Source organism: Paenibacillus tundrae (assembly GCF_036884255.1).
GTDB lineage: Bacteria > Bacillota > Bacilli > Paenibacillales > Paenibacillaceae > Paenibacillus.
The window spans coordinates 6,136,876-6,160,362 of sequence record NZ_CP145605.1 but is presented as its reverse complement, the minus strand read 5'-3'; the positions used below and the strand labels follow the sequence as shown (position 1 = coordinate 6,160,362).

Here is a 23,487-nt window from a genome sequence, read left to right as displayed (position 1 = left end):
GTCACTGCTCCTCCTTCCAAGGAACCAGCCGGGGTTCCGGATCAAGAATAGACTCATAGTGTTCGAGACTGCCCCATTGTCCATCTGGATCAATGCGCTTGTAACGCAGATATTTACGCACCCGATCTTCCAGAGTACCTGCCCAGCCGAGGTGCTGTACTTTTAATTCGGTATTTATGCCAGGCAAGACCATGCAGGATAGCGGGAGACGGGGAACGTGATGATTTTGCTGTGGGTAGAAGTAGGGATACTCAGGTATATATCGCACAAGTGAGGCCGTGTGCCTCTGATGTAGCTTCCATAGCTCATCCTCCCGATAGTGAGTACGCCCACCCCACATATCGTAGAAACGAAATGCTACCCAGTCCGCATGCTCTTGGTTAATGAGCTCCCGCATGGCTTGTTTGGCTTTTGTACCGTACAGCTCATCAGCATCGACAGATAGGAGCCAGTCTGGTGAGGTGCTCATAGCTGCTTGCCATAAGACGTTACGTAGACGCCATTCCTGAGCAAATAACGGTTGTTCAAGCACCTCTAAGCGGACAACCTTGGGATAAGATCGGCAGATGTCTGGCGTTCCATCTGTACTGGCATCATCCACAATCACGATCTCATCTACAAAATCACTCAGATTGTGCAGCACTTCCTCCAGATATCGCCCACGTTCGTTTCGAACCTGAAGCATTGCAGTCAGTTTGTTGTTTTGGCTTTTGCGGATTCGCCGGATGGAGGCAGGCTCTGTCTCGAGGATTGGCTCCCGCATATGCTGTCTGCGTTTCTTCGGATCAAACATTAGGGCACCTCCCCAAGTAGCTGTTGTATTGCTTGATCCAGCAGTTCCATTTCGACAATTCGGGCAAGAGCATGCTCATCATCAAGAGCTGATTCTAGAAATAATGTAACTGCTCCATGGCGTTCTCCCCGCAGGGCTAGAGCGGTGCCGGACAATTGGCGGTAATCTTGCTGGCTGGCTTGATCCACAATATCTGCGGCATGAACCAGTTTAAGTGCTTCCTCTACACGTCCGGTTTCCTGGAAAATGCGAAATTTCCAGTGCCGGGCCGTTTCTCCGCCGAGCTTATCGAGTACTTTTAAAGCCGTTCCATAATCATCATTTAGACGTAGTAATTCTGCCTGCACGAGCTGATGCTCTCCAGCCTCCAACCAACGACATAACTGCTCGTAATGATGCCGTTCCTGATCCGTGGCGGCAGTCGTTCCGTACACTTGCAGAGCATTCTCCACTTCCCCGGCTCTTGCCTGAATGGCGGACAGGAAGCGGTAGTGTGATTGAAGACAGTCAGAGCGTCCACATGAGATCGCATGGGCAAACGCTTCTTGAACTGTTGCGGCCGCCCGCGAGTCTTCCAATATATATTCATAAGCAGCGAGCAAAAAGGAAATCGTCTCATGTGCGCCTGTTTTGGAACGGAGCTTCCGATAATAATCTGCTCTTAGCTTACATTGAAGCTGGGTAACCGTATCTGTGGCACTGCTATGGATCTGTTTGAGTGCGTGCAGAAACAGCATTTCGTAATCCCGCAGTGGAATTTCAAGCTCATCTTTTTGCATCATGCCAGAAGGTGTAGGGTCTTCCCCGCCTAGCCAGACGGTGCGAACACCTTGAAATACCAGCTTCATATAACGTGTCTCTGAGGACGTACATACCAGATTAGAAATGCCGACCAGCTTGCTAATACAGCTCTCCCAGAGCGGCGAGTCGGCTTCCTCTTGGACAGGTTCCGGCAGGAGCGTTATCAACAGATCAGGCTCAATGGAGGCTACTGCGGTAAGCCAGTACGGATGTGCAACGACTGCAACAGTACGAGGCTGTTGTAGCAGGGCTTCCGCCTCCAGTAAGGATATTAACCTAATCGCTGCAGGTAGATCGTCTGACCGTTCCAAATGGCTAACGTAGTAGACTGTTCCTTCAGCAGCCAGTAGTGCAGCAATGTCTGGATAAGGAAATGACGACCATCCCCCTTTACGGGGAAATAGAACGTATTGAATTGGAGAGAGGGACGTCTCCTTATATTTTTGAGCTGTCTCGTTCGGTTGAATCTGACTCTCGCTGGATTGTACAGGTTCTTCCACGGGCTGGATCACCTCACTTTGTTTGCATTTAGACTCGGATAACACGGATATAATTCGTTGAACTCACTCCATATGTAAAGCCTTTGTCGCACAAGGAATAGGTTGCCTGACATTAACATATGGGCATTCCGCCTCAAACATGAGCAACTTCCGTGAATAGACGAAGTTGACAAGCGTCCCAAATAACAGAGAATCGTACTTTGAATTCGTACTAATGTGTGACCGTCGTCACATTTTTGTGGATTTTTTGACTAAGTTTGTGATTATTATCACATGTATAAAATAGGTAATCTGGCACAATACGTTCATCAATGTATTTGGTGGACAGACAGCGAAGGTGCAGCTTCAATCCCAAGTACATACATAAATAATGCGAATAGAACAGAAAGAAGGGGTAACGGTATGGATCCGATCATGCTATCGCGAATCCAATATGCACTCACAACGATTTTCCATTTCTTTTTTGTGCCGCTGTCCATCGGTCTAGTGCTGCTGGTAGCGATCATGGAGACGTTGTACGTCATGAAGGGGAAAGAAATTTACAAAACGATGGCCAAGTTCTGGGGCAAATTGTTCCTGATTAACTTTGCGGTTGGCGTCGTTACAGGTATCCTGCAAGAGTTTCAGTTCGGTATGAACTGGTCGGAGTACTCCCGCTTTGTTGGGGATGTATTTGGTGCGCCCCTGGCTGTTGAGGCCTTGCTGGCGTTTTTTATGGAGTCTACCTTTATAGGGCTATGGATATTTGGCTGGGATCGTTTGTCCAAAAAAGTCCATTTGGCCTGCATCTGGCTAGTGTTTGTCGGTACCTTCTTATCGGCACTGTGGATATTAGCAGCGAATTCATTCATGCAGCATCCAGTGGGCTTCGAGATCAACAACGGCCGAGCCGAGATGAATGATTTCTTCGCACTGATTACCAATGGTCAGCTGCTTGTTGAGTTCCCGCATACGATCTTTGGCGCATTAATGACAGGAGCGTTTGTTGTAACAGGAATCAGTGCCTATAAATTGATGAAAAAGCAGGACGTTGAGATATTCCGCAAATCGTTCAATATTGCGATCATCATTGGTCTCGTATCCTCCTTCGGTGTAGCCTTCTCTGGGCACTTCCAGGCACAATACCTGGTTGAGACCCAACCGATGAAAATGGCGGCCAGTGAAGGCACATGGACAACCACAGAAGACCCTGCACCATGGACGGTGGTTGCCTTCATCGATCCAGATCAGCAGGAGAATTCAGGGGAGATCAAAATCCCAGGATTACTGAGTTACCTGTCCTACAGTACATTTTCGGGCAGCGTCAAGGGTATGAAAGAATTAAATGCAGAATACCAGCAAACTTACGGCCCTGGAGATTACATCCCACCGGTACGTACGACCTTCTGGAGCTTCCGTATTATGATTGCGGCGGGTGGTTTGATGATTGCACTTGCTCTATATGGTACTTACCTGGCTATGCGCAAGAAGCTGGAAGTGGCAAAGCCGTGGTTTATGCGTCTCATGGTATTTGCCATCTCTCTGCCGTTTATTGCGAACACTTCCGGATGGATCATGACCGAGGTTGGTCGGCAGCCTTGGACAGTATTTGGCTACATGACGACGGAGGCGGGTGTTTCACCGAATGTATCGGCAGGGATGATCTTATTCTCTACGATTGCATTTACGGCTGCGTACACCGTTCTGGGTATCGTGATGGTTTATTTGTTTGTGCGTGAGATCAAAGCAGGGCCATATGCCGTAGATAAGCCAGAAGATCAGGACGAATCAGCCGATCCGTTCGGCGTGGATAGGGGGTATTCCGTTGTCACTAAGTGAGCTGTGGTTTTTGTTGATCGCCGTATTATTTGTGGGGTTCTTTTTCCTTGAAGGCTTCGATTTTGGTGTAGGCATGTCATCAGGCATCATCGCCAAGACAGACCGGGAGCGTCGTACACTCATTAATTCGATAGGTCCGTTCTGGGATGGGAATGAGGTGTGGCTGATTACGGCAGGGGGTGCCATGTTTGCGGCCTTCCCGCACTGGTACGCCACGTTGTTTAGTGGTTTTTACCTGCCGCTAGTTGTGGTGCTGTTAGCTCTGATCGGACGCGGGGTGGCATTTGAATTCCGCAGTAAAGTAAAGCGGCAACAGTGGCGTAAAACGTGGGATGTCATCATCGTTGTATCCAGTGCTTTGCTGCCCTTCCTGTTCGGCGTTGTGTTCGCTACACTGATGAAGGGTCTGCCGATTGATGGAGAGATGCAGCTTCGTGCAGGTTTTCTAGACATCGTTAATCCATATACGGTCGTGGGCGGTTTAAGTGTGACCTTACTGTGTCTAGTTCATGGACTATTATTTGTCTCACTGCGCACGGTTGGCGACCTAAGAGAGCGTGCTCTCCATACAGCGCGCCAATTGATGCTTCCGCTTGCGGCTATGCTTGCCATTTACGCGGTGATGACCTATCTCATGACCGATATTTTCACTGTACGGGGTTGGGCACTCTGGATCATGGTGATCCTTGGGGCAGGAGCACTGGCTTTAGCGAATTATTTCGTTCGTCAGAAACGGGAAGGCTGGGCGTTTGGTATGACGGGAGCTGTAATCGCGATTTCTTTTGCTTCGGTATTTATTGGTCTGTTCCCAAGAGTGATGATCAGTTCGTTAGGCGCTGCATTCGACCTGACCGTATATAATGCTTCCTCGGGTGGGTACTCCTTGAAAGTGATGACGATTGTAGCGTGCACTTTACTGCCGTTTGTGCTTGGCTATCAGATCTGGAGTTATTATGTGTTCCGCAAACGCCTGAACGAGCAGCACCACTTGGAGTACTGATATGGGACGCGGGCTGATGAAGCTGCCGGGCATCCGGCCAGTACTGGCGCTGGCTTCAGCACTAGTAATGCTGCAGGCGATGACGATCATTATGCAGGCCAAATGGCTGGCACAGGCCATCACAGCTTTGTTTGAGGGTTCATCCGTAACAGAGCAGTACCCGGTACTGCTGCTGTTCCTGGCTGCTTTTGCTGCCCGCTATGCTATATCTTATTGGTTGCAGCTTGTAACCTCACAGTATGCTGAGCGAACGGGAACCGATCTACGAAGGCAGTTGGTGGAGCAATGGTTTCGGTTAGGGCCACGCTTTGCCAAGACGGAAGGCACAGGGCATCTGGTGACTTTGGCACGAGAGGGCATAGCTCAATATATAACGTATTTGGAACTATTCATTCCTCGAATGTTAGGGATGGGATTTATACCAATTGTGCTGCTGTTATATGTGTTCAAACTGGACGTGATGTCCGGGGTGATTCTCATGCTGACTCTTCCCATTCTGATCACGTTCCTCATCCTGGTGGGTCTGGCTACGCAACGCAAAATAGATGGTCAGTTTAAATCGTATAAAGCACTAGCCAATCATTTTGTCGATACCCTGCGTGGGTTAGAAACATTAAAAACTTTGGGACAGAGCGAGCGGCATGCGCAGACCATTGTTCAAGTTAGTCAGCGTTACCGCAAAGCTACAATGTCTACGCTACGAATGGCGTTTCTCTCATCGTTTGCACTCGATTTCTTCACGATGTTATCGGTGGCTTCGGTGGCGGTTGGTCTGGGACTGCGTCTAACGGAAGGCCACATGCTGCTTGGCCCTGCGTTAACGGTGCTTATTCTGGCGCCGGAATATTTCTTGCCGGTACGGATGGTCGGTGCGGACTACCATGCAACGCTAGATGGTAAGGAAGCAGGAGAAGCGATTCAGCGGATGATTGAACGAGGCAAGGAAGCTGAACGTGAACAAAAGCAAATCTACGATCAGGTGATCCAGCATACCGAAAGGGAGAGCAAGCCCTCTGCAACGATGAAGATTCATCTTGCAGATTCTCAGGGAGTGTCAGATCAGCAGAAGCAATCAAGCCAAGAGGGTGAGCTTCCAATATACAATGGGCTATGGAGCAAGACCAGCAGGTTGGCGCTAACGGATCTACAGGTTCGTCATGAAGAGGGTACTCCGCCTTCGCTTACAGACGTGACGTTTCAGGTTTCGGGCAGGAGCAAAGTTGGCATTATCGGAGCCAGTGGAGCGGGCAAGTCAACCCTGATTGATGTATTAGCTGGTTTTCAGTTGCCCACCTCTGGTCGCATGGTCGTAGATGGGAAACCAATATCTCCAGATATGGTGAAGTCGTGGAGAAGTCAGACTGCGGTTATCCCGCAGCATCCTTATATTTTTAGCGGTAGTTTAGCGGATAACATTCGTCTCTATCGACCTGAGTCATCAAACGTAGAGCTTACTGAAGCGATTCGTGCAGCGGGGTTGAGTTCGCTGGTGTCGTCATTGCCACATGGAGTAGATGAGGTGATTGGTTCTGGTGGTCGACAGCTCAGCGGTGGACAGGAGCAGCGCGTGGCTCTCGCGAGAGCTTTGTTAGGTGCAAGACCTATGCTGCTGTTAGATGAACCGACGGCACATCTGGATGTCGAGACAGAATATGAGCTGAAGCAGACGATGTTGCCGCTATTCGAAGACAAGCTAGTCTTCCTCGCTACCCACCGTCTACACTGGATGCCGCATATGGACTGGATTATTGTCATGGAAGCTGGAACCGTGGCGGAGACTGGCACGCATGCACAATTGATGGCGCGTCAAGGCGTGTATTATCAGATGATTCAGGCTCAGATGGAGGCGGTCTAAGGATGAGAGCTGGATATCAATCAATAGAGAAGGAACGTGACCTCCGCCCGGAGAGAAAATGGGATTGGATCACGCCTTATGTGAAGCAGTATCGTTGGAGGTTCGTAGGGGTCATAGCGCTGGGCACGGCTGCGATGCTGTGTGCCGTATTATTGCTCTTCACTTCAGGATACCTCATCTCTGCATCTGCTCTTCGTCCTGAGAATATTCTGATGGTTTATGTACCGATTGTAGGCGTACGTGCCTTCGGGATTTTCCGAGCGGTGTTCCGGTACGTCGAGCGATTGGCTGGGCATGATGCAGTACTGCGCGTGCTTGCGGATCAACGCGTGAAGCTGTATCGGATTTTGGAACCACAGGCGCTATTTCTTCGTTCCCGCATGCAGACAGGTGATGTACTCGGGGCACTTGCAGAGGATGTCGAGCGTCTTCAGGATATCTATCTACGAACTGTATTTCCAGCAATTACGTCACTTGTGATCTACGGGGGTGCAGTGATTACTTTTGGTACGATAGATGTTGGGTTTGCGTGCTGGATGGGACTGTACATGTTGTTCCTGATCGGTGTATGGCCTGCCATATCGCTCCAAGTCACCTGGAAGTTAAACGTGAGGCTGAAACGGGAAAATAGTAAGTTATACACTCGCCTTACGGATGGTGTTCTTGGTCTAGGAGATTGGATGGCAAGTGGTCGCGCTGTGGAATTTGTGCAACAACATGATGAAGAAGAAAGACGAGCAGATGCCATTCGTCGCAGGTTGCGACAGTGGAGAAGATGGCGTGATCTCGTCGCCCAGCTCGTCATTGGGATTATGGTTGTGTCCGTCACGGTATGGGCGGGCGGTGAAGTGGCGGCGATGCAACTGCCTGCGGTTATGATTGCAGCTTTTGTCTTGGTGTTATTCCCACTCACAGAAGCTATACTGCCTGTGGCAGATGCTGTGGAGCATATTCCGCAATATCGTGAATCGCTGAATCGTCTACATCAGCTTGAAGCTCCTGAGGAGCAAGTCATTTCGAAAAGGATGAAGAATGGCCAAGAGCAGGGGAATGAGAACGAGAATGAGAACGAGACGAATCGACGTATTCGCTTGCGCATATCTCCTAAGCTAAGAGCAGACATTGAGATTAACCGTGTCAGTTACCGTTATACTTCCAGTGATGCCGATGCTGTGCAGGAAGTGTCACTCGATCTTCCCCAGGGGAAACGGTTAGCCATTTTAGGACGTAGCGGTGGGGGCAAATCTACACTTTTAAAGCTAATTCAAGGTGCAATCGTACCGGCGAGTGGACAGGTGCTCATCAATGGTTTAGCTGTGCCAACGCTTCGTGAAGACATGACGGATGCCATTGCGGTATTGAATCAAAGTCCACATCTATTTGATACAACGGTAGCGAATAACCTACGAATTGGACGTCCGGATGCTACGAATGAAGAGATTCGGCAAGTGGCTGCACAAGTAGGTCTAGCCGAGCTGATCGAGTCTTTGCCTCAGGCATATGATACACCGATGCTGGAGACGGGTTTACGTTTCTCGGGTGGGGAGCGGCAACGGATTGCACTCGCACGGGTTCTGCTCCGTGAGACACCCATCGTTATTTTCGATGAACCGACTGTAGGGCTTGATCCGATGACGGAACGTGCACTTATGCGTACGATCTTAGACAGTATGCAGGGCAAAACGATGATCTGGGTGACCCATAACCTGATGGGTGCAGAGCAGATGGATGAACTTATTTTTATGGAAAAAGGAAAGATCGTCATGCAGGGTTCTCACGAACAACTGCTGGCAAGGGAAGAGCGCTACCGGCGGCTCGTTGAACTTGATCGACCCGGATGGGCAGACCGGCAGAAACGGGAAAGCCCATTACCACCTGTAGCTTCCAGATAAGATTGCCGGAGGTGATCTGTGGGGATTGGCACGCGGGTGAACGGATAGATAAAAAAAGGGGCTGTCCCATAATGAACTGCATCCCATATCATTACAGGCTATTATTATTTCACCTGTTTACGATATGGGGAGCATATCAGACGGAGACAGCCCTTTTAGTTGTTTTTGAAGTAATGAATCTGACACACGCTATTAACTATCATTTTCCCGGATCAGAGAGCTAACGAATCACAGAAACGTTATTTCGTAGATTCAGTCCATTTTGGAGAATTTAACACCGTTTTATGACAGGATAGCGATAATGAGGTTTGTTAAATTTTGCATACGTAGATGATCGACCTGTTAGGATGCGGTAGGTTCGTTAGCGTTTGGAGCGAACAGGGATCTCTTATGAGACAGCCCTATACAATCCATAGATAGCTGCTAGATTAACAATTTCATAAGTACAGCGACTTAGAAGGTTGGGCTGTTCTTGTCATAGTTAGAGTCACATAGGCGATAGCCTGTAGCTCAGCTTATTTTAATTTACGTCTCTACCAGCAGTAGAATAATAGACGATAGACAGAGGCATGTACTGATCAGATACAGGACAGCTACTACCTGTTTGTGATTTAAGCCTGCACGGAGCAGTCGGTAATGCGCCTGACTTGCATCTGCTTGATAGATTGCTTTGCCTTGGATGAACCGTTTGATGACAACAAAGATATTGTCAAAGATCGGCACGCCAAGCGCTAGAATTGGGATAAAGAGCGATAGTGTAGTGGCTTGCTTGAATGCTCCATCCAGAGCGATAACAGCCAGAATAAAACCAAGGAATGTAGCCCCTGCATCCCCCATAAATACTTTTGCCGGAGGTTTATTGTATTTAAGATAAGCCAAGGTTACACCCACTAGAATAATAGACATGAGCGCAGAATCGCTCTGTCCTTTGACGACTGCAACGATGAACAATGTAACTGCCGAGATTGCCGACAATCCCCCGGCAAGTCCATCCATACCATCCGAGAAATTAATGACTGTAGTTACACCGAAGATCCACAGAATCGTCAGTATGAACTGGAGCCAGATGGGAAGCATGATGTACTCGGAATTCAGTGGGTTAACGAACCCAGTAAAGGCAATTCCCGAAAGGAATACAAGCACGGCTGCAGAGATCTGGATAATCATCTTAGGGAGCGCAGGAAAGTCTTTCCCTTTGGTTTTGTACCAATCATCAATGGTACCAATCGTTAACAGAAGTATACCGCCGGCCACGAGAGCCGCCGTTTCCCATGAGAGTTCTTTGGTAAACATAATATATGTAAGGAAAAATCCGACGAATATCGCGTAACTAGCTGTTAGTGGAATAGGCTGTCTATGTAATTTTCTCTCCACGTCTTCACGTGGCTTGTCTACAAAGTCCAGGCGATGAGCCAAACGACTGAGCGGCGGAATGAGCACCAGCACGACAGCAAAAGACAACATAAATGCCACAAGATATATCATAACTTCTCTTGGTTCACTCCTATCTTCACATTTCCTCTTATTATACGAGCTTGGCAGGAAATCTGTCGATGTCATTATTGTAACCAGAGTAGATTAAATAGCGTGCCGGGCACTTCATGGGAAAATGACGCTGCAGGGTGCAAAAAGGCGTTGAAAGATGCACTTCAGCAGTTTTTGAGAAACGCCCTAGCGAATCTGAGGCAGATACGGGGCAAAGTAACGATGGGCAGCATCTGTATTGTAGCCATCATCTCCTTGCCAGGTTGCAACAAATATAAAGTCGCCGGAGCCGCCTTTGCCTCTTCTCGGCTTATCAGTGGGAACGAGCAGACCCGCTGCGGCCCAAATTTCCAGTAGTGCATCCCGCTCTTGTTTGCTGGAAGGAAGGAGACCTTTCCACAGCTTCTCAAGTGAACGAGCGCTATCCTTCGGATCACCAGTCTGTGCAGCTTCCAGAAGGCTCACCAAGATGGCTTGATCTTCAGGGGTAACCTCGGAGATTGCATCAGTGTCCTTATATAGAAGCTCTAGATCCATCAGGCAGTAGAGAAGCCAGCCGTGGCGAACGCCACCCCACTTGATCCGTTCAAAATTCAGTACATTCAAATCTGCGTCTACGTATTCTTGATCCGATTGAAGTCGCAAGAAATTACAATCTCCGCAGGCGCTAGTATTGGCGTGTACAGCTCGCCGCTCGAGATAGGTATGCAGAGGAAGCTGTGACGTCAATGCCCAACTGGACAGGGCACTGCGTAAATGTACTTTTTTGGTGGACAAACTATGTAGAAATGCAGTAACCACTCGTTCTTGGAGTGTATCGTCTTGATGAATTTCATACAATCGTTGCACGATTTCGTCATGCGTAATCGTCAGGGGGGCGAACATAACGCCTTGGCTCTTGGCATACTCAAAGTCTTCCCCTGAGAAGGGAGTGGACACGGATTTCCAGCCTCCGCTCCAGAATGTACTCATCAGTATCTTGGCTGCTTTCTTGTCCATACAGGATGCCTCCTTATAGTAGATGTAATTCAAAAAGTCCGCTTTTGATTACGAAGAATGCCTGACGGCATCTCAGCATCAAATATGGAATTCAGCCGAAATAAGCGGGATGCTTACGAAGCTTGTTTCCTTCGGAAACAATGTAGTTGCTCACGTAGTCCCGCCTACGCTCCGCTACTCCATTTCTAGCCTCATCCCATCTTCTCGGTACTGAAAACCGTCCTTTTTGAACATGAACTTATAGTAGATGTAATTCAATCTAGGCTTTTTGATAAATAGGTTACGTCGGTTAGTTTGGATCGGTTAGGTTAATTATTCTTCTGTTGTATTCAGAATCATGTCTACAAGACCAGGAAACTGCGTATTCAAATCGTCCTTTCGTAGGGAATAAAAGTGCTGTTTGCCTTCAATGCGTGGTTGAATTACACCAGCTTCACGCAAAATTTTGATGTGATGGGACAACGTGGACTTTGATATATGATCTACTTCGAAGGCGGAACAGTTCTTCTCGCCGGAGCTGGCTAAACAATGTGCAATTTTCATGCGGATCGGATCACCGAGTGCATTACACACTGTAGTCAACTTCATTTCCGAAGCCATAGGAATAGTAGGAGTTCTCATAGTTATGACGTTATCATATTCAGCTTGTTCTTTCAATGTTCGAAAAATTTCGAACTAAGTATTGTTATAGATTGTAAAGTGTGTTACATTTCTTTTTGTTCATTTCGAAAAAAATCGAACTAAAATATAAAGTTAACCTACTAGGAGGATTACAATGACCACATTATTAAACAACTATTTTCGTTTATTCGACACTTCCCGAGCAGATGAGCGTGCGATGCAAGATCTATTGTCCCTATTTACACCTGATGCAGAGATTGTATTGAACGGAACGAGTAGAAAAGGGTTTGAAGGTTTCATGAAGGCGTTCTATGAGTACAACAGTGATGTCAAACATATGTGGGAGAAATGGGAGCTTCAGCCGGATGGCAGCTATCAGACCAATTGGGCGGTATGCGGGCAGTCTGCAGATGGTACTGTATATGCGAAAACAGGAATTGATATTGCCCGGTTGAATGATGCAGGACAGATTGTATATCTGGAGAATGTGCAGAACGATAAGGATGCCTTCAGTAAATATAACCAGTAATTCGGATTGAATATCTAGGGTAGGACTAGCCTCGCTTAGCGGTTGTTCCCCAACATTTAGTGCTGATGATAAAAGAAGTCTATTTAACAGCATGATTCTCATTGAATGTGACTGAGCTGAATCATAAATAAGAAGACTGCCTGCATAGGCAGTTTTTTTGCATACTCTACTTGCTGTCGAGCAGTAGAACCAGAGGGAGCCACTGGAGAGTCATGGGGGCGGTTTAAACCTTAACGGATATAGGAGAGATCGACATAGTTGTATGATATAATATAGACCAAATATATACAGCGGAGGTCTGAATTGGAGAAGAATATGAAGTGGGCTTTATTGATTTTGGCGATGGCGGCAGGCAGTTTTTTTCTATCACTAACTCCATTTGAATGGTTAAACGTCATATACGACGTAGCTGTCATCATCACGATTATTCTTATTTACGTTTTAGTTTTTAGGAAGAAAAAATAAGCAGAGCCTTGGGCGTGAATCCCAAAGGTTCAATAAAATAATGATTAGAATCACTATACACAAGACGTACCCGAAGCGAAGAAGTTAACAAGAGAGTGAGGTTAATATGTATCTTATCGCGCTTATAACACTTGTTATTACAGGCTTGGTAGCCATACTTCATATCGTATTTGATCTCAAGGCGTTGGGCGATGGCATTGATCTGTTCGTGAAAATATCTGATTTGTTATTAATACTATCTTTATTATTCTTTGTTCATAAGATGCCGACGAAACCAAGGGAAGACAGGAAATTGGAATCGCGAGACTAAACTTGGTGAAGAAAACGCCATCTACGCCATCTGCTTAATAAACACAACAACAAACAGGCTCCACTGTTCATACGCAGGAAGCCTGTTATTTATGTTGTTCAGTTGTTCAATAGTTAGTATCCCTTCTTGAAGGAACGTTCCTACGGATGCATCGTTTTATTCTGAAAAGCAGCGATGTCCGCGTATTCTTCCTCGAACTTACGGGATATGCGGATGAAGATCGGCAGCAGCTCCCGATACACCCGAACATGCTCCTGATCTGGCTTATGCCGATGTGTTGAGCCGATCATCTCGGATACAACGCTGAGAGAATCAATCTCTCCAAGAGCGTACAGTCCCAGCACCGCTGCTCCAAGGCAAGAGCTCTCAATGCTCTCGGGAATGATCACATCCTGATCGAAGATATCGGCCATCATCTGACGCCAGAGCTCGGAACGAGCGAATCCGCCAGTGGCTTGAATTTTGGTGGGGCGGCCAATCTTCTCTTCGATGGCAAGCATAACCGTATATAGGTTGAAGAGAACCCCTTCTAGTGCAGCGCGAATCATATGTTCCTTCTTGTGATGCAGCGTCAGCCCGAAGAAGGAGCCTCGTGCGCTTGGATTCCAGAGCGGTGCACGTTCACCTGTCATATATGGATGGAATAGTAAGCCTTCCGAACCTGCAGGTACATTTTCCGCAACACGGGTCAGCACTTCATACGGATCAATCCCCAGACGTTTCGCTGTCTCAACTTCAGAGGCGGCAAACTCATCTCGAATCCAGCGGAAGATCACGCCGCCATTGTTCACAGGGCCACCAATCACCCATTGATCCTCTGTCAGTGCGTAACAGAAGAACCGACCCTTGGGATCCGTTACCGGTTGATCCACGACAGTGCGGATCGCCCCGCTCGTACCGATGGTTACAGCTACAACCACAGGATCAATCGCATTTACCCCTAGATTAGATAGCACCCCATCACTAGCTCCAATGACAAACGGTGTGGTCACCGCAATACCCATCTCCTTAGCATATTCTGGGTGCAGTCCCTGACGGAGCACATGTGTTGTCGGGACAAGATTGGACAGGTGTTTTGGTGTAATGCCTGCCACTTGCAGTGCTTCCTCATCCCAATCCAGCTTCTCTAGATTCATAAGCCCGGTAGCTGAAGCCATGGAATGATCAATCAAGTATTGGGAGAACAATATATAGAAAACATATTCTTTCATGGAGATCAATTTATGCGTTTGTTGGAACAACTCCGGTTGATCACGAGTGAGCCACATGATTTTGGTCAAAGGCGACATCGGATGAATAGGTGTTCCTGTTCGAAGATAAATGTCATGACCATTCATATCGGACTGGAGCACTTTTGTCCATTCGGCGCTGCGATTATCCGCCCACGTCATGGCTCGCATCAATGGTTTACCGTGTGCATCCACAGGCAGAATGCTATGCATGGCAGAACTAAACGATACAAATAGGATCTCATCCGGCTTCACCTCCGCCGTAGAGGTAGCCTGTTTAACCGATGCAATGACGGCTTGAAAAATATCCTCCGCATCCTGCTCTGCGATGACAGGTGTCGGGGTGTGCAGCGGATAATTCGCACTGCCTTGAGATACAATGGTTCCATTTTGCTCGAACAGAACCGCTTTGGTAGAGGTTGTGCCGATATCTACGCCGATCATATAGGGTGAAGAAGCCATTTTGTCATCCCTCTTTCTGCGGTATTTATCTACAGATAAGAATATCAGAGTTGAGGGATGGATCAAAATATAATCATTCTTAGTCCTTCACCGCGCCTGCGGCAATATCCGAAATAAACTGACGGCTGATGAATAGAAACATAATGATCAAAGGGATGACAGCAAGCAGTGTACCTGCAATGACCATGGCATAATCCGTGTTATACAGACCATTCAATTGAGAAAGGGCGATCTGCAGTGTATATTTTCGCTCATCTGTCAGTACGATCAAGGGCCACAGATAATCATTCCATACCCCAATGAAGGTGAAGGCGCCAAGGAAAGCAAAGGCAGGCCGCAAAATGGGCAAAGCCACATTCCAATACAAGCGGAAGAAGTTGCAGCCGTCAATTCGACCAGCATCCAGCAGGTCGTTCGGAATAGACTCCGTCGCATACTGGCGAATCCAGAATATACCGAAGGCATTCACCATGCCCGGAATAATGAGTGCTTTGAAGGAACCGACCCAGCCAAACGTCGCCATGAGCACGAAGGATGGAACCAGGGATAGCTGTGAAGGCACCATCATGGTGGCGATGAGCAGCACGAAAAGCCATTTTTTGCCCGGAAATTCAAACTTCGCAAACGCAAACCCTGCCAAAGAATCAAAAAACAGTACCAATATAGTGACCATTCCAGCTACAAATAACGTATTGAGAAAAGCACCCCAGAAGTCAATTTGCTGCAATACGCGCGTAATATTGCTCCACATCTCGCCCCCGAACCACAGCTTGGGTGGAAAGGTATAAATATCCGACGTTGTCCGTGTAGACATCACGATTAGCCAATAGAACGGGAACATGGAAATGATCATGCCCCCGATGAGTCCGATATACAACACTACCGATTTGAGAGATCTGGACGTCATGAGCACTACCCCCTTGTCATGGTCACATCAGGATGATTTACCTTGAACGAGCTTCCAGTTCACGATCGAGAATAGAGCGATAATAAGGAACATTCCCCAGCCAACTGCAGCGCCATATCCAAAGTAATTGTTGATGAACGATTCGCGGTAGAGATAGAGGACAATCGTCATACCGGCCGCGCCTGCACCACCATCATTGCCTACGAGAATCTGCGGTTCGGTAAATAGCTGCATGCCCCCAATAGTGGAGGTGATCACGGTAAACAGAATGACAGGTCGTAGCATCGGAATGGTGATTCGGAAAAAGGATTGAATTGCTGAAGCTCCATCGATCTTAGCAGCCTCATATAACGTGTTGGGAATGCTCTGTAGTCCAGCCAGGTAGATGACGGCATTGTATCCTGTCCAGCGCCAGACAACCATGGATGAGATAGCTACCTTAATGCCCCATGGTGCATTAAGCCATTCGACGACTGGAAGTCCGACCGATTGAAGCAAGTAATTGAGGAAGCCATAGTTGTTGGCAAATAACGCGCCAAAAATGATAGCGACAGCAACAATAGATGTTACGTTGGGGAGAAAGTAGCCCACCCGGAAGAGGGTTTTGAACTTCACAAACGGTGCATGTAGCAGGAAAGCTATGATTAATGCAAAGAAGAGCATCGGGATTGTCGAGTAGATCCAGATCATGAACGTATTGCCTACCGCTTGCCAGAACTCCACATCGGACAGCAGGTATTTAAAATTGTTCAGCCCGTTATACGTCATGACTCCGATGCCATCCCACTTATGGAAGGCTAGGTATAGCGAGAAACCAATCGGAAATAGTCCAAAGACAGCAAACAATAGGTAGAATGGAGAGATGGCAATATATAGTGCCCGATGCTGCCAGATGCGTGACAGGAGTGACTTCTCTTGATTCAGATCTGGACGTGCTGCTCCAGGGTCTGGATTCATTCGCGTCGTTTCGGTTGCGGCCATATCAATTCCTCCTTTGCGGATCACAATGACTTGGGTAAGACGTTAATGTTACTTCAACATTGATCAACATGGTCAACGGAACCGAGCCAAATCTATCGCTGCAATTCTCGTTCAACGCGCTGTACCGTATCTGTCCACACTTGCTGAGGATCACTATTTTGCTTGGCAATGTCATTCAACCGCCGAGTAATAATATTGTGTACTGATGGATAACGCTCCCCGAAAAAAGCATCCGGAACTTGCTGTGCTGAGGCAGCAAATACAGGCCCTGTCGCCTGCCCACCGAAGAAAGGCTCTTCTTCCTTCATAGCCGGTTGATCAAATACCCCCGGTGCCGATGGGAACAAGTTTAACGTTTGGTATTGCTCAAGTTGATTTTCAGGGCTTTGCAGCCAGCGAATAAGTTCAAATGCTTCTTGGGGATGTTTACTGGATTTTAAAATAGATAGAAATGAGCCGCCGTTATTACCATCACCGCCAGGTGCTCGCGTTACACGCCATTGACCCGTTGTATCAGGAGCAGCCTCCTGCAGCACCTGCTTCATCCACACCGCACCGACAAATGAGGCAATCTCACCATTATTCATCGCTGCATTCCAGGTTGGAGTCCAGCCATCTGCATTGGCGAGCAGTCCTTTTTGCTTGAAGGCTACCGCAGTATCCCAGCTTTTGCGTACGAGAGGGGAGTCCATGCCGATAAATGAACCATCAGGTCGGAAGTAACGTTCGGTACCTTGGGACAACACTTGGTTGTAAACGCTTCCAATATTATCGGTCAGAAAAACCTTGCCTCCGAATGCATCCTTAATCTTCTCTCCCGCTGCAGCGTAAGCATCCCAGCTATCCAATTGACGAGCAACCTCTTCTGGTTCTGAAGGAAGCCCAGCTTCCTTGAATAGATCGGCTCGATAAAATAGAGCGGTCGGTCCGGTATCCATAGGGAACCCAATCATCTGTCCACTTGGCGTGACGCCTTGTTTCCATTTCCACTCTAAATATTGATCTTCTATCTCACCTGCGCCAAGGTCATACAAATTATAAAAGCGATCTTCACTGGGGAAAAGCTCCATGATCCAATCGTTTAGGGCTACGATATCCGGCTCGCCTGAACGTGCAGCAAGTGTCGTCTTCAGCTTGGCTTTGAAATCACCGCCAATTTTCTGAGCAGTCAGCTCGATATTAGGGAACTTCTCTTTGGCCTTGGCAATCAGCTTGTCGTCGATAGAACGATTCCAATACCACAATGTAAGTGCTACCTTTTTGTTGTTCGCTGAATCGCTTGGTTCCGACCAGATGGAGCATCCGCTCACCAGCAGGACGCAGACCAGGATGACAGCTACCCAGCATGTTCTTTTCCGGCGGATCATGTGCATAACCCCCTCATCGATATGTTCAAGGCATAATGTTACTTTGGACTACAACATAAGTGTATGAGTAGTTTCTAAACTCATACCCAATATTCCTCGAATGAAACAATAATTTGTGACGATATAAGAAGTTATTCGGAAAGTTCATTGGACTTATTTTTATCAGTTACTTTAAATATAAAAGTTACTTGACACATGATAATTTTTATTCTAAACTAACTTACATAAAGTAACTAATGATGATAACAAAAATATAGATACGTACTGTATAATTTTCGAGTGATCCATTTTGGGATCTGTTACGAATGACTAAATACGATGAGATGGCTTAACAGGAGGAACGATCATGATTAATTCACATATTATAAAGCTACTTGCCCCTAAAATTCAGACTTTTCCGAGTGGAAAAGACTTCATTTACCTCGTAGGACCGATTAAGCTTCCGGTCAACCTGGATGGAGAGACACACACATTCCAGTGGTATAGCTGGTTGAAGTCTGACCAAGCGATGGAAAGTGGCGAACTGATTGAATCACTCGCCTCGGCGGAGCTTGCAGAGCGTCAACAATCCAGTGTATTGGTATACGGTGATTTCGCTGAAGCACAAGAAGCTTTGATTCGGATGCATAGCATCTGTCATACGGGCGACATTTTTGGCAGCAAACGTTGTGACTGTGGCTTCCAACTGGAACAATCCATGAAGATGATCGCTGCTCACGGTGCGGGCGCATTATTTTACCTTGCTAACCATGAAGGTCGCGGTATTGGTCTGTTCAGCAAAGCTATGGCTTATCTGTTACAAGAAGAAGGCTTGGATACGGTCGATGCGAATTTGCAACTTGGATTTACTGACGATTCACGTAATTATGATGATGCCATTGCTGTATTGCGTGCACTTCGTTCAACACCGGTTACCTTGATCACGAACAATCCTCGTAAACTTGCTGCACTGCAAGAGGCAGGATTAAACGTGGGTGGACGTGTTCCGCTGTGGGGCGATCGTTCAGCCTTTAACGAAAAGTATTTGCAAACTAAAGTGAGCCGTTCTGGTCACTTGGCTGATGTAGATATGCTGCTTCCGCACGCACAAGCTTAACGTTTACGTTTTGGCTGGTGCCGTATTTGGAATGATCGGCAAGGGTTCCAATGATGGAATGCTTATCGTTAGAGTAAAGTGAGTTTAGGATTACTGCTGCTGTCATTCCCTCTTCGTGAGGGGGACGGCAGCTTTTTTTGGGTCTGAACAACATGCATAGCTTGCCGTTAACAGAGCATGGAATATACAATATAGGCATCTGATTTACGTAGGGGGAGCCGCATGCCTTTTCAGGGACAGCGTATTTTGCCAGCTGCCAAGAGTATGAAGCAATTTGAAGCGATGATTGAAGGGCCATATCGATATGGGGTAATGTTAGATACCCATATTGCGCAGCTTCAGAGCTTGCTGGATGAAGCACGGCGGCGAGACAAACAAATATTGCTGCATGCTGATCTGATCCAGGGACTCAAAAATGATGAGTACGCTGCGGAGTATCTATGCCAGCACATTCGCCCAGCAGGGCTGATCTCAACACGAGCAAGTGTTATACAGAAAGCGAAGCAAAAAGGAATTACGGCCATTCAGCGAATATTCTTGCTCGATACCAATGCGCTGCAGAAGAGCTATCACTTACTGACGAAGACCCAGCCAGATTTTATAGAGGTGCTGCCCGGCATTATTCCGCATATTATTACGGAGGTATCTGAGCGAACAGGCATACCGATCATTGCGGGTGGATTAATTCGTTCGGCTAACGAGGTGGAGCTTGCACTGCAAGCCGGAGCAACAGCTGTTACGACGTCCAATACGGACTTGATCCGTCATTTTGGGGAATCGCTTACATAGTCATTAAATAGGAGGTCGTTTCGATGGAAAAATATATCATGGCGCTGGATCAGGGGACAACAAGTTCCCGAGCCATTTTGTTTAACCGGAACGGAGAGATTGTGCATAGTGCTCAGCAGGAGTTTCCGCAATATTTTCCTAAGCCCGGGTGGGTTGAGCAAAATGCGAATGAAATCTGGAGTTCCATCCTAGCAGTTATGGCATCATGCCTCGCGGAAAGTGGAATCAAACCAGCCCAGATTGCTGGCATTGGAATCACGAATCAACGCGAAACGGTCGTTGTATGGGACAAAGAAACGGGGCGTCCGATCTATAACGCAGTTGTGTGGCAGTCCATACAGACAGCTGAGATCTGTGATGAGCTAAAAACGAAGGGGCTAGGCGATCTCTTCCATCGCAAAACAGGCCTACTTATTAATCCATATTTCTCAGGAACTAAAGTGAAGTGGATTCTGGATCATGTGCCTGGTGCACGGGAGCGTGCGGAACGGGGAGAATTGCTGTTTGGCACGATTGATAGCTGGCTGATCTGGAAACTTAGCGGAGGCACGCACATCACCGATGTGTCCAACGCTTCACGTACACTCATGTACAATATTTATGAATTACAATGGGATGAGGAAATATTGGATATTCTAGATATCCCTAAGGTGATGTTGCCGGAAGTCCGCGGATCCTCCGAAGTGTATGCATACACGACAGAATATCATTTCTTCGGTCATAAGATTCCCATTGCAGGTGCGGCAGGTGACCAACAGGCAGCGTTATTCGGTCAGGGCTGCTACACCAAGGGCAGTATGAAAAACACTTACGGCACAGGCTGCTTCATGTTAATGAATACAGGTGAAGAGCCTGTGCAATCCGATCATGGACTTATTACAACGATCGCCTGGGGGATTGATGGTAAGGTAGAGTATGCCTTAGAAGGCAGCATATTTGTTGCAGGCTCAGCAGTGCAATGGTTGCGGGATGGCCTTAGAATGCTGCGTTCATCTCGAGATAGTGAGGATTATGCTGTGCGTGTTCCATCGACGGATGGTGTATACATGGTGCCTGCCTTTGTTGGGTTAGGTAGTCCTTATTGGGATAGTGAAGTGAAGGGAGCCGTATTTGGTCTGACACGTGGGACGACGAAAGAGCATTTTATCCGGGCTACGCTTGAAGCACTGGCCTACCAGACCAGAGACGTGCTTGCTGCAATGGAGACCGATTCAGGAATTATAGTAAATGAATTGCGAGTAGATGGCGGAGCGGCAGCCAATGATTTCTTAATGCAGTTCCAAAGTGATATTCTGGGCATTCCTGTCGAACGTCCTACCGTGAATGAAACGACCGCATTAGGTGCAGCGTATTTGGCAGGGCTTGCTGTCGGTTATTGGAATAGCACGGAGGAATTGAAGGATCATGAGAACACGGAGCGAGAATTCCAACCGGTGATGGCACCTGAGCAACGAAACGAGCTATATGCAGGTTGGCAGCGTGCGGTTGCAGCAGCAATGGCTTTTAAATGAGTGGCAATAGGCAAAAAGGGTATTTGCACTTTATCATTAAACATATGGATAAGCTGAGATTTAATGGTGGAAAATGATGCATAAATTACAGGGGATATCTTCCTGTGTAACTAAAACCATATACCCACAATTAGGAAAAGATAAGCCTTAGTGGATCAGATTGAAAATCCATCCTTGTCATTATGAAAAATTTAAAATTTTTTTGAATAATGTGTCATTTCAGGACTTCACGCCACTCAAAATGTGTGATAGGATTGGGTTACAAGTTAAAAAATGATGTCTGGAGATCGGGAGAGACCACGTACCGCTCAGCAATTGCTGTAGCGAATGACGTGGTCTTTTTTTTGTTCTTTTGCGGCTAAAATATAGGGAATGAATGGGAGTGTAACGGATGACGACTTCTTTCTCAGCGATGAATCGTACGGAATATTTGCAAGACATGGCGAATGCACATTTTGACATCTTGGTCATTGGAGGTGGCATCACGGGGGCGGGTATTGCACTAGATGCAGCTTCTCGTGGATTGAAGACAGCCGTTGTGGAAATGCAGGATTTTGCTGCGGGAACCTCCAGTCGCTCCACCAAGCTGGTTCATGGCGGTCTACGGTATTTGAAGCAGTTTGAAGTGAAGATGGTCGCTGAGGTAGGTCGTGAGCGAGCCGTCGTTTATGAAAATGGACCGCATGTGACCACACCGGAACCGATGTTGTTGCCAATCTATACGGCAGGTACATTTGGTCGATTCAGCACCTCCCTCGGATTGATGGTGTATGACCGATTAGCTGGGGTGAAGTATAGCGAACGGCGCAAGATGTTAAATGCCGGGGCAACAGCAGACATGGAGCCTTTATTGCGTAAAGAGGGACTGTTAGGCAGCGGACTTTACGTTGAATATCGCACAGATGATGCAAGGCTGACCATCGAGGTATTGAAGGAAGCGGTACGTTATGGGGCACAGGCTGTGAACTATGTGAAGGCAGACGGGTTTATTAAAGAAAATGGTCAAATCATCGGCATCCAAGCGACGGATCAGATTCATGGTCAGACCTATCAGCTTCGGGCAAGCAAGGTCATCAATGCTTCTGGTCCATGGGTGGATGAGCTGCGTAAGGCGGATGGTTCACGTGAAGGCAAGACATTGCAGATGACCAAAGGCATTCACTTAGTGTTCGACAGTTCACGATTTCCGTTAAGGCAGGCGGTTTATTTTGATACACCTGACGGACGGATGGTATTCGCGGTTCCACGAGATGGCAAAACTTATGTCGGCACAACAGACACCGTTTATACGGATGATCCGGCACATCCATTGATTTCTGAATCTGACCGAGATTACGTCATCGATGCGATCAACGGTATGTTCCCTCAGATGAGCATTCGTGCAGAGGATGTAGAATCTGGCTGGGCAGGGGTGCGCCCGCTTATCCATGAAGAAGGTAAAGATCCCTCTGAAATTTCTCGTAAAGACGAGGTTTGGGTATCGGCTTCAGGGCTGATTACGATTGCTGGAGGCAAACTAACGGGATATCGTAAAATGGCTGAAATGGTCGTAGATTTGGCTGCCCGGCAGTTGGAGAAGGAAACAGGTCAATCGGTTAAGGCATGCTTGACCAAAAAGATGCCGATCTCTGGAGGCGATGTGGGCGGGTCTGCTGGATTCGAGTCCTATGCAGAACGTAAGATTAAGGATGGCGTTGCACTTGGTTTAGAGCGTCGTGCGGCTGAACGGCTGGCACGTACCTATGGCTCGAATGTGGACGCTCTCTATGATCGGATGCCGGCTCCACGGACAAAAGCCGAGTGGCATGGGTTACCACCGGAGCTGTTGTTAATGCTCAAGTATGCAATAGAAGAAGAGATGACGGTGACTCCTGCCGATTTCTTCGTAAGGAGAACAGGAGATTTATTTTTCCGTATTAACGAGGTCCGAGAGTGGAAGATCGCTGTTATTCGTTATATGAGCGAACGTTTATTGTGGACAGATGAACAGACAGAAGCATACAGACAGGAACTGGATCGCTTGCTGCTGGAGGCATCTGGCAAAAAGTAAGGCAGGATTTCGACACTGGGGGTCGAA

At 47.5% G+C, this 23,487-nt stretch carries 18 protein-coding genes; 9 read left to right on the top strand and 9 right to left on the bottom strand.

The genetic code is table 11. The annotated features are described in order from the left end of the window. Nucleotide 1: 1 nt before the first annotated feature. Both V6W81_RS27530 and V6W81_RS27525 read right to left on the bottom strand, forming a co-directional pair. Complete coding sequence (locus tag V6W81_RS27530) at nucleotides 2-793, bottom strand: glycosyltransferase (protein WP_338540994.1); 792 nt, start codon at nucleotides 791-793, stop codon at nucleotides 2-4. After that, entirely contained in the window at nucleotides 793-2,094 is a 1,302-nt protein-coding gene (locus V6W81_RS27525; protein WP_338540993.1) for a hypothetical protein, read from the bottom strand. Before V6W81_RS27525 ends, V6W81_RS27530 begins: the two co-directional genes overlap by 1 nt. Nucleotides 2,095-2,496: 402 nt before the next feature. On the opposite strand from V6W81_RS27525, the gene V6W81_RS27520 reads away from it, so the two are divergent. From V6W81_RS27520 to cydC, 4 genes are read left to right on the top strand one after another with little or no spacing between them, the layout of a single operon-like run. Beyond that, a complete protein-coding gene (locus tag V6W81_RS27520; RefSeq protein ID WP_338540992.1) occupies nucleotides 2,497-3,912 on the top strand; it encodes a cytochrome ubiquinol oxidase subunit I in 1,416 nt (471 codons plus the stop codon). Further along, nucleotides 3,899-4,912 carry a cytochrome d ubiquinol oxidase subunit II gene (cydB, locus tag V6W81_RS27515; RefSeq protein ID WP_338540991.1) on the top strand — a complete coding sequence of 338 codons (1,014 nt, stop codon included), beginning with the start codon at nucleotides 3,899-3,901 and terminating at the stop codon, nucleotides 4,910-4,912. The genes V6W81_RS27520 and cydB overlap by 14 nt, the downstream gene beginning before the upstream one ends. A 1-nt stretch (nucleotide 4,913) precedes the next feature. Next, a complete protein-coding gene (cydD, locus tag V6W81_RS27510) occupies nucleotides 4,914-6,767 on the top strand; it encodes a thiol reductant ABC exporter subunit CydD (RefSeq protein WP_338540990.1) in 1,854 nt (617 codons plus the stop codon). A gap of 2 nt (nucleotides 6,768-6,769) precedes the next feature. Continuing rightward, on the top strand, nucleotides 6,770-8,659 hold the full coding sequence (cydC, locus tag V6W81_RS27505; protein WP_338540989.1) for a thiol reductant ABC exporter subunit CydC: 1,890 nt from the start codon (nucleotides 6,770-6,772) through the stop codon (nucleotides 8,657-8,659). A 525-nt stretch (nucleotides 8,660-9,184) separates the two neighbouring features. Here the strand turns inward: cydC and V6W81_RS27500 are convergent. From V6W81_RS27500 to V6W81_RS27490, 3 genes are all read right to left on the bottom strand, one after another. After that, the gene (locus tag V6W81_RS27500) at nucleotides 9,185-10,144 is read right to left on the bottom strand and encodes an MraY family glycosyltransferase (RefSeq protein WP_056701816.1); all 960 of its coding nucleotides are present in this window, start codon (nucleotides 10,142-10,144) and stop codon (nucleotides 9,185-9,187) included. 186 nt (nucleotides 10,145-10,330) lie between these two features. Continuing rightward, entirely contained in the window at nucleotides 10,331-11,143 is an 813-nt protein-coding gene (locus V6W81_RS27495; protein ID WP_338540988.1) for a hypothetical protein, read from the bottom strand. Nucleotides 11,144-11,455: 312 nt separating this feature from the next. Then, nucleotides 11,456-11,764, bottom strand: a complete 309-nt coding sequence (locus tag V6W81_RS27490) for an ArsR/SmtB family transcription factor (RefSeq protein ID WP_056701819.1) — start codon at nucleotides 11,762-11,764, stop codon at nucleotides 11,456-11,458. A 154-nt stretch (nucleotides 11,765-11,918) separates the two neighbouring features. On the opposite strand from V6W81_RS27490, the gene V6W81_RS27485 reads away from it, so the two are divergent. Further along, a complete protein-coding gene (locus V6W81_RS27485; RefSeq protein ID WP_338540987.1) occupies nucleotides 11,919-12,293 on the top strand; it encodes a nuclear transport factor 2 family protein in 375 nt (124 codons plus the stop codon). A gap of 915 nt (nucleotides 12,294-13,208) precedes the next feature. On the opposite strand, the gene gntK is transcribed toward V6W81_RS27485, so the two are convergent. The 4 genes from gntK to V6W81_RS27465 all read right to left on the bottom strand — a co-directional run bounded on the left by gntK (nucleotide 13,209) and on the right by V6W81_RS27465 (nucleotide 18,014). After that, nucleotides 13,209-14,759: a gluconokinase gene (gntK, locus tag V6W81_RS27480; RefSeq protein ID WP_338540986.1), complete on the bottom strand. Its 1,551-nt coding sequence runs from the start codon at nucleotides 14,757-14,759 to the stop codon at nucleotides 13,209-13,211. A gap of 79 nt (nucleotides 14,760-14,838) precedes the next feature. Further along, nucleotides 14,839-15,666 carry a carbohydrate ABC transporter permease gene (locus tag V6W81_RS27475; protein WP_338540985.1) on the bottom strand — a complete coding sequence of 276 codons (828 nt, stop codon included), beginning with the start codon at nucleotides 15,664-15,666 and terminating at the stop codon, nucleotides 14,839-14,841. A gap of 27 nt (nucleotides 15,667-15,693) precedes the next feature. Continuing rightward, nucleotides 15,694-16,623, bottom strand: a complete 930-nt coding sequence (locus V6W81_RS27470; RefSeq protein ID WP_145045174.1) for a carbohydrate ABC transporter permease — start codon at nucleotides 16,621-16,623, stop codon at nucleotides 15,694-15,696. A gap of 116 nt (nucleotides 16,624-16,739) precedes the next feature. After that, entirely contained in the window at nucleotides 16,740-18,014 is a 1,275-nt protein-coding gene (locus V6W81_RS27465) for an ABC transporter substrate-binding protein (RefSeq protein WP_338540984.1), read from the bottom strand. A gap of 346 nt (nucleotides 18,015-18,360) precedes the next feature. On the opposite strand from V6W81_RS27465, the gene V6W81_RS27460 reads away from it, so the two are divergent. The 4 genes from V6W81_RS27460 to V6W81_RS27445 all read left to right on the top strand — a co-directional run bounded on the left by V6W81_RS27460 (nucleotide 18,361) and on the right by V6W81_RS27445 (nucleotide 23,460). Continuing rightward, complete coding sequence (locus V6W81_RS27460; RefSeq protein ID WP_338540983.1) at nucleotides 18,361-19,110, top strand: GTP cyclohydrolase II; 750 nt, start codon at nucleotides 18,361-18,363, stop codon at nucleotides 19,108-19,110. Between the two features lie 222 nt (nucleotides 19,111-19,332). Beyond that, nucleotides 19,333-19,899 carry a glycerol-3-phosphate responsive antiterminator gene (locus tag V6W81_RS27455; RefSeq protein ID WP_145044633.1) on the top strand — a complete coding sequence of 189 codons (567 nt, stop codon included), beginning with the start codon at nucleotides 19,333-19,335 and terminating at the stop codon, nucleotides 19,897-19,899. A gap of 23 nt (nucleotides 19,900-19,922) precedes the next feature. Beyond that, complete coding sequence (gene glpK / locus V6W81_RS27450; RefSeq protein ID WP_338540982.1) at nucleotides 19,923-21,410, top strand: glycerol kinase GlpK; 1,488 nt, start codon at nucleotides 19,923-19,925, stop codon at nucleotides 21,408-21,410. 391 nt (nucleotides 21,411-21,801) lie between these two features. After that, nucleotides 21,802-23,460 (top strand): glycerol-3-phosphate dehydrogenase/oxidase, encoded by a 1,659-nt coding sequence (locus tag V6W81_RS27445; RefSeq protein ID WP_338540981.1) that lies wholly within the window; start codon nucleotides 21,802-21,804, stop codon nucleotides 23,458-23,460. Nucleotides 23,461-23,487 lie beyond the last annotated feature (27 nt).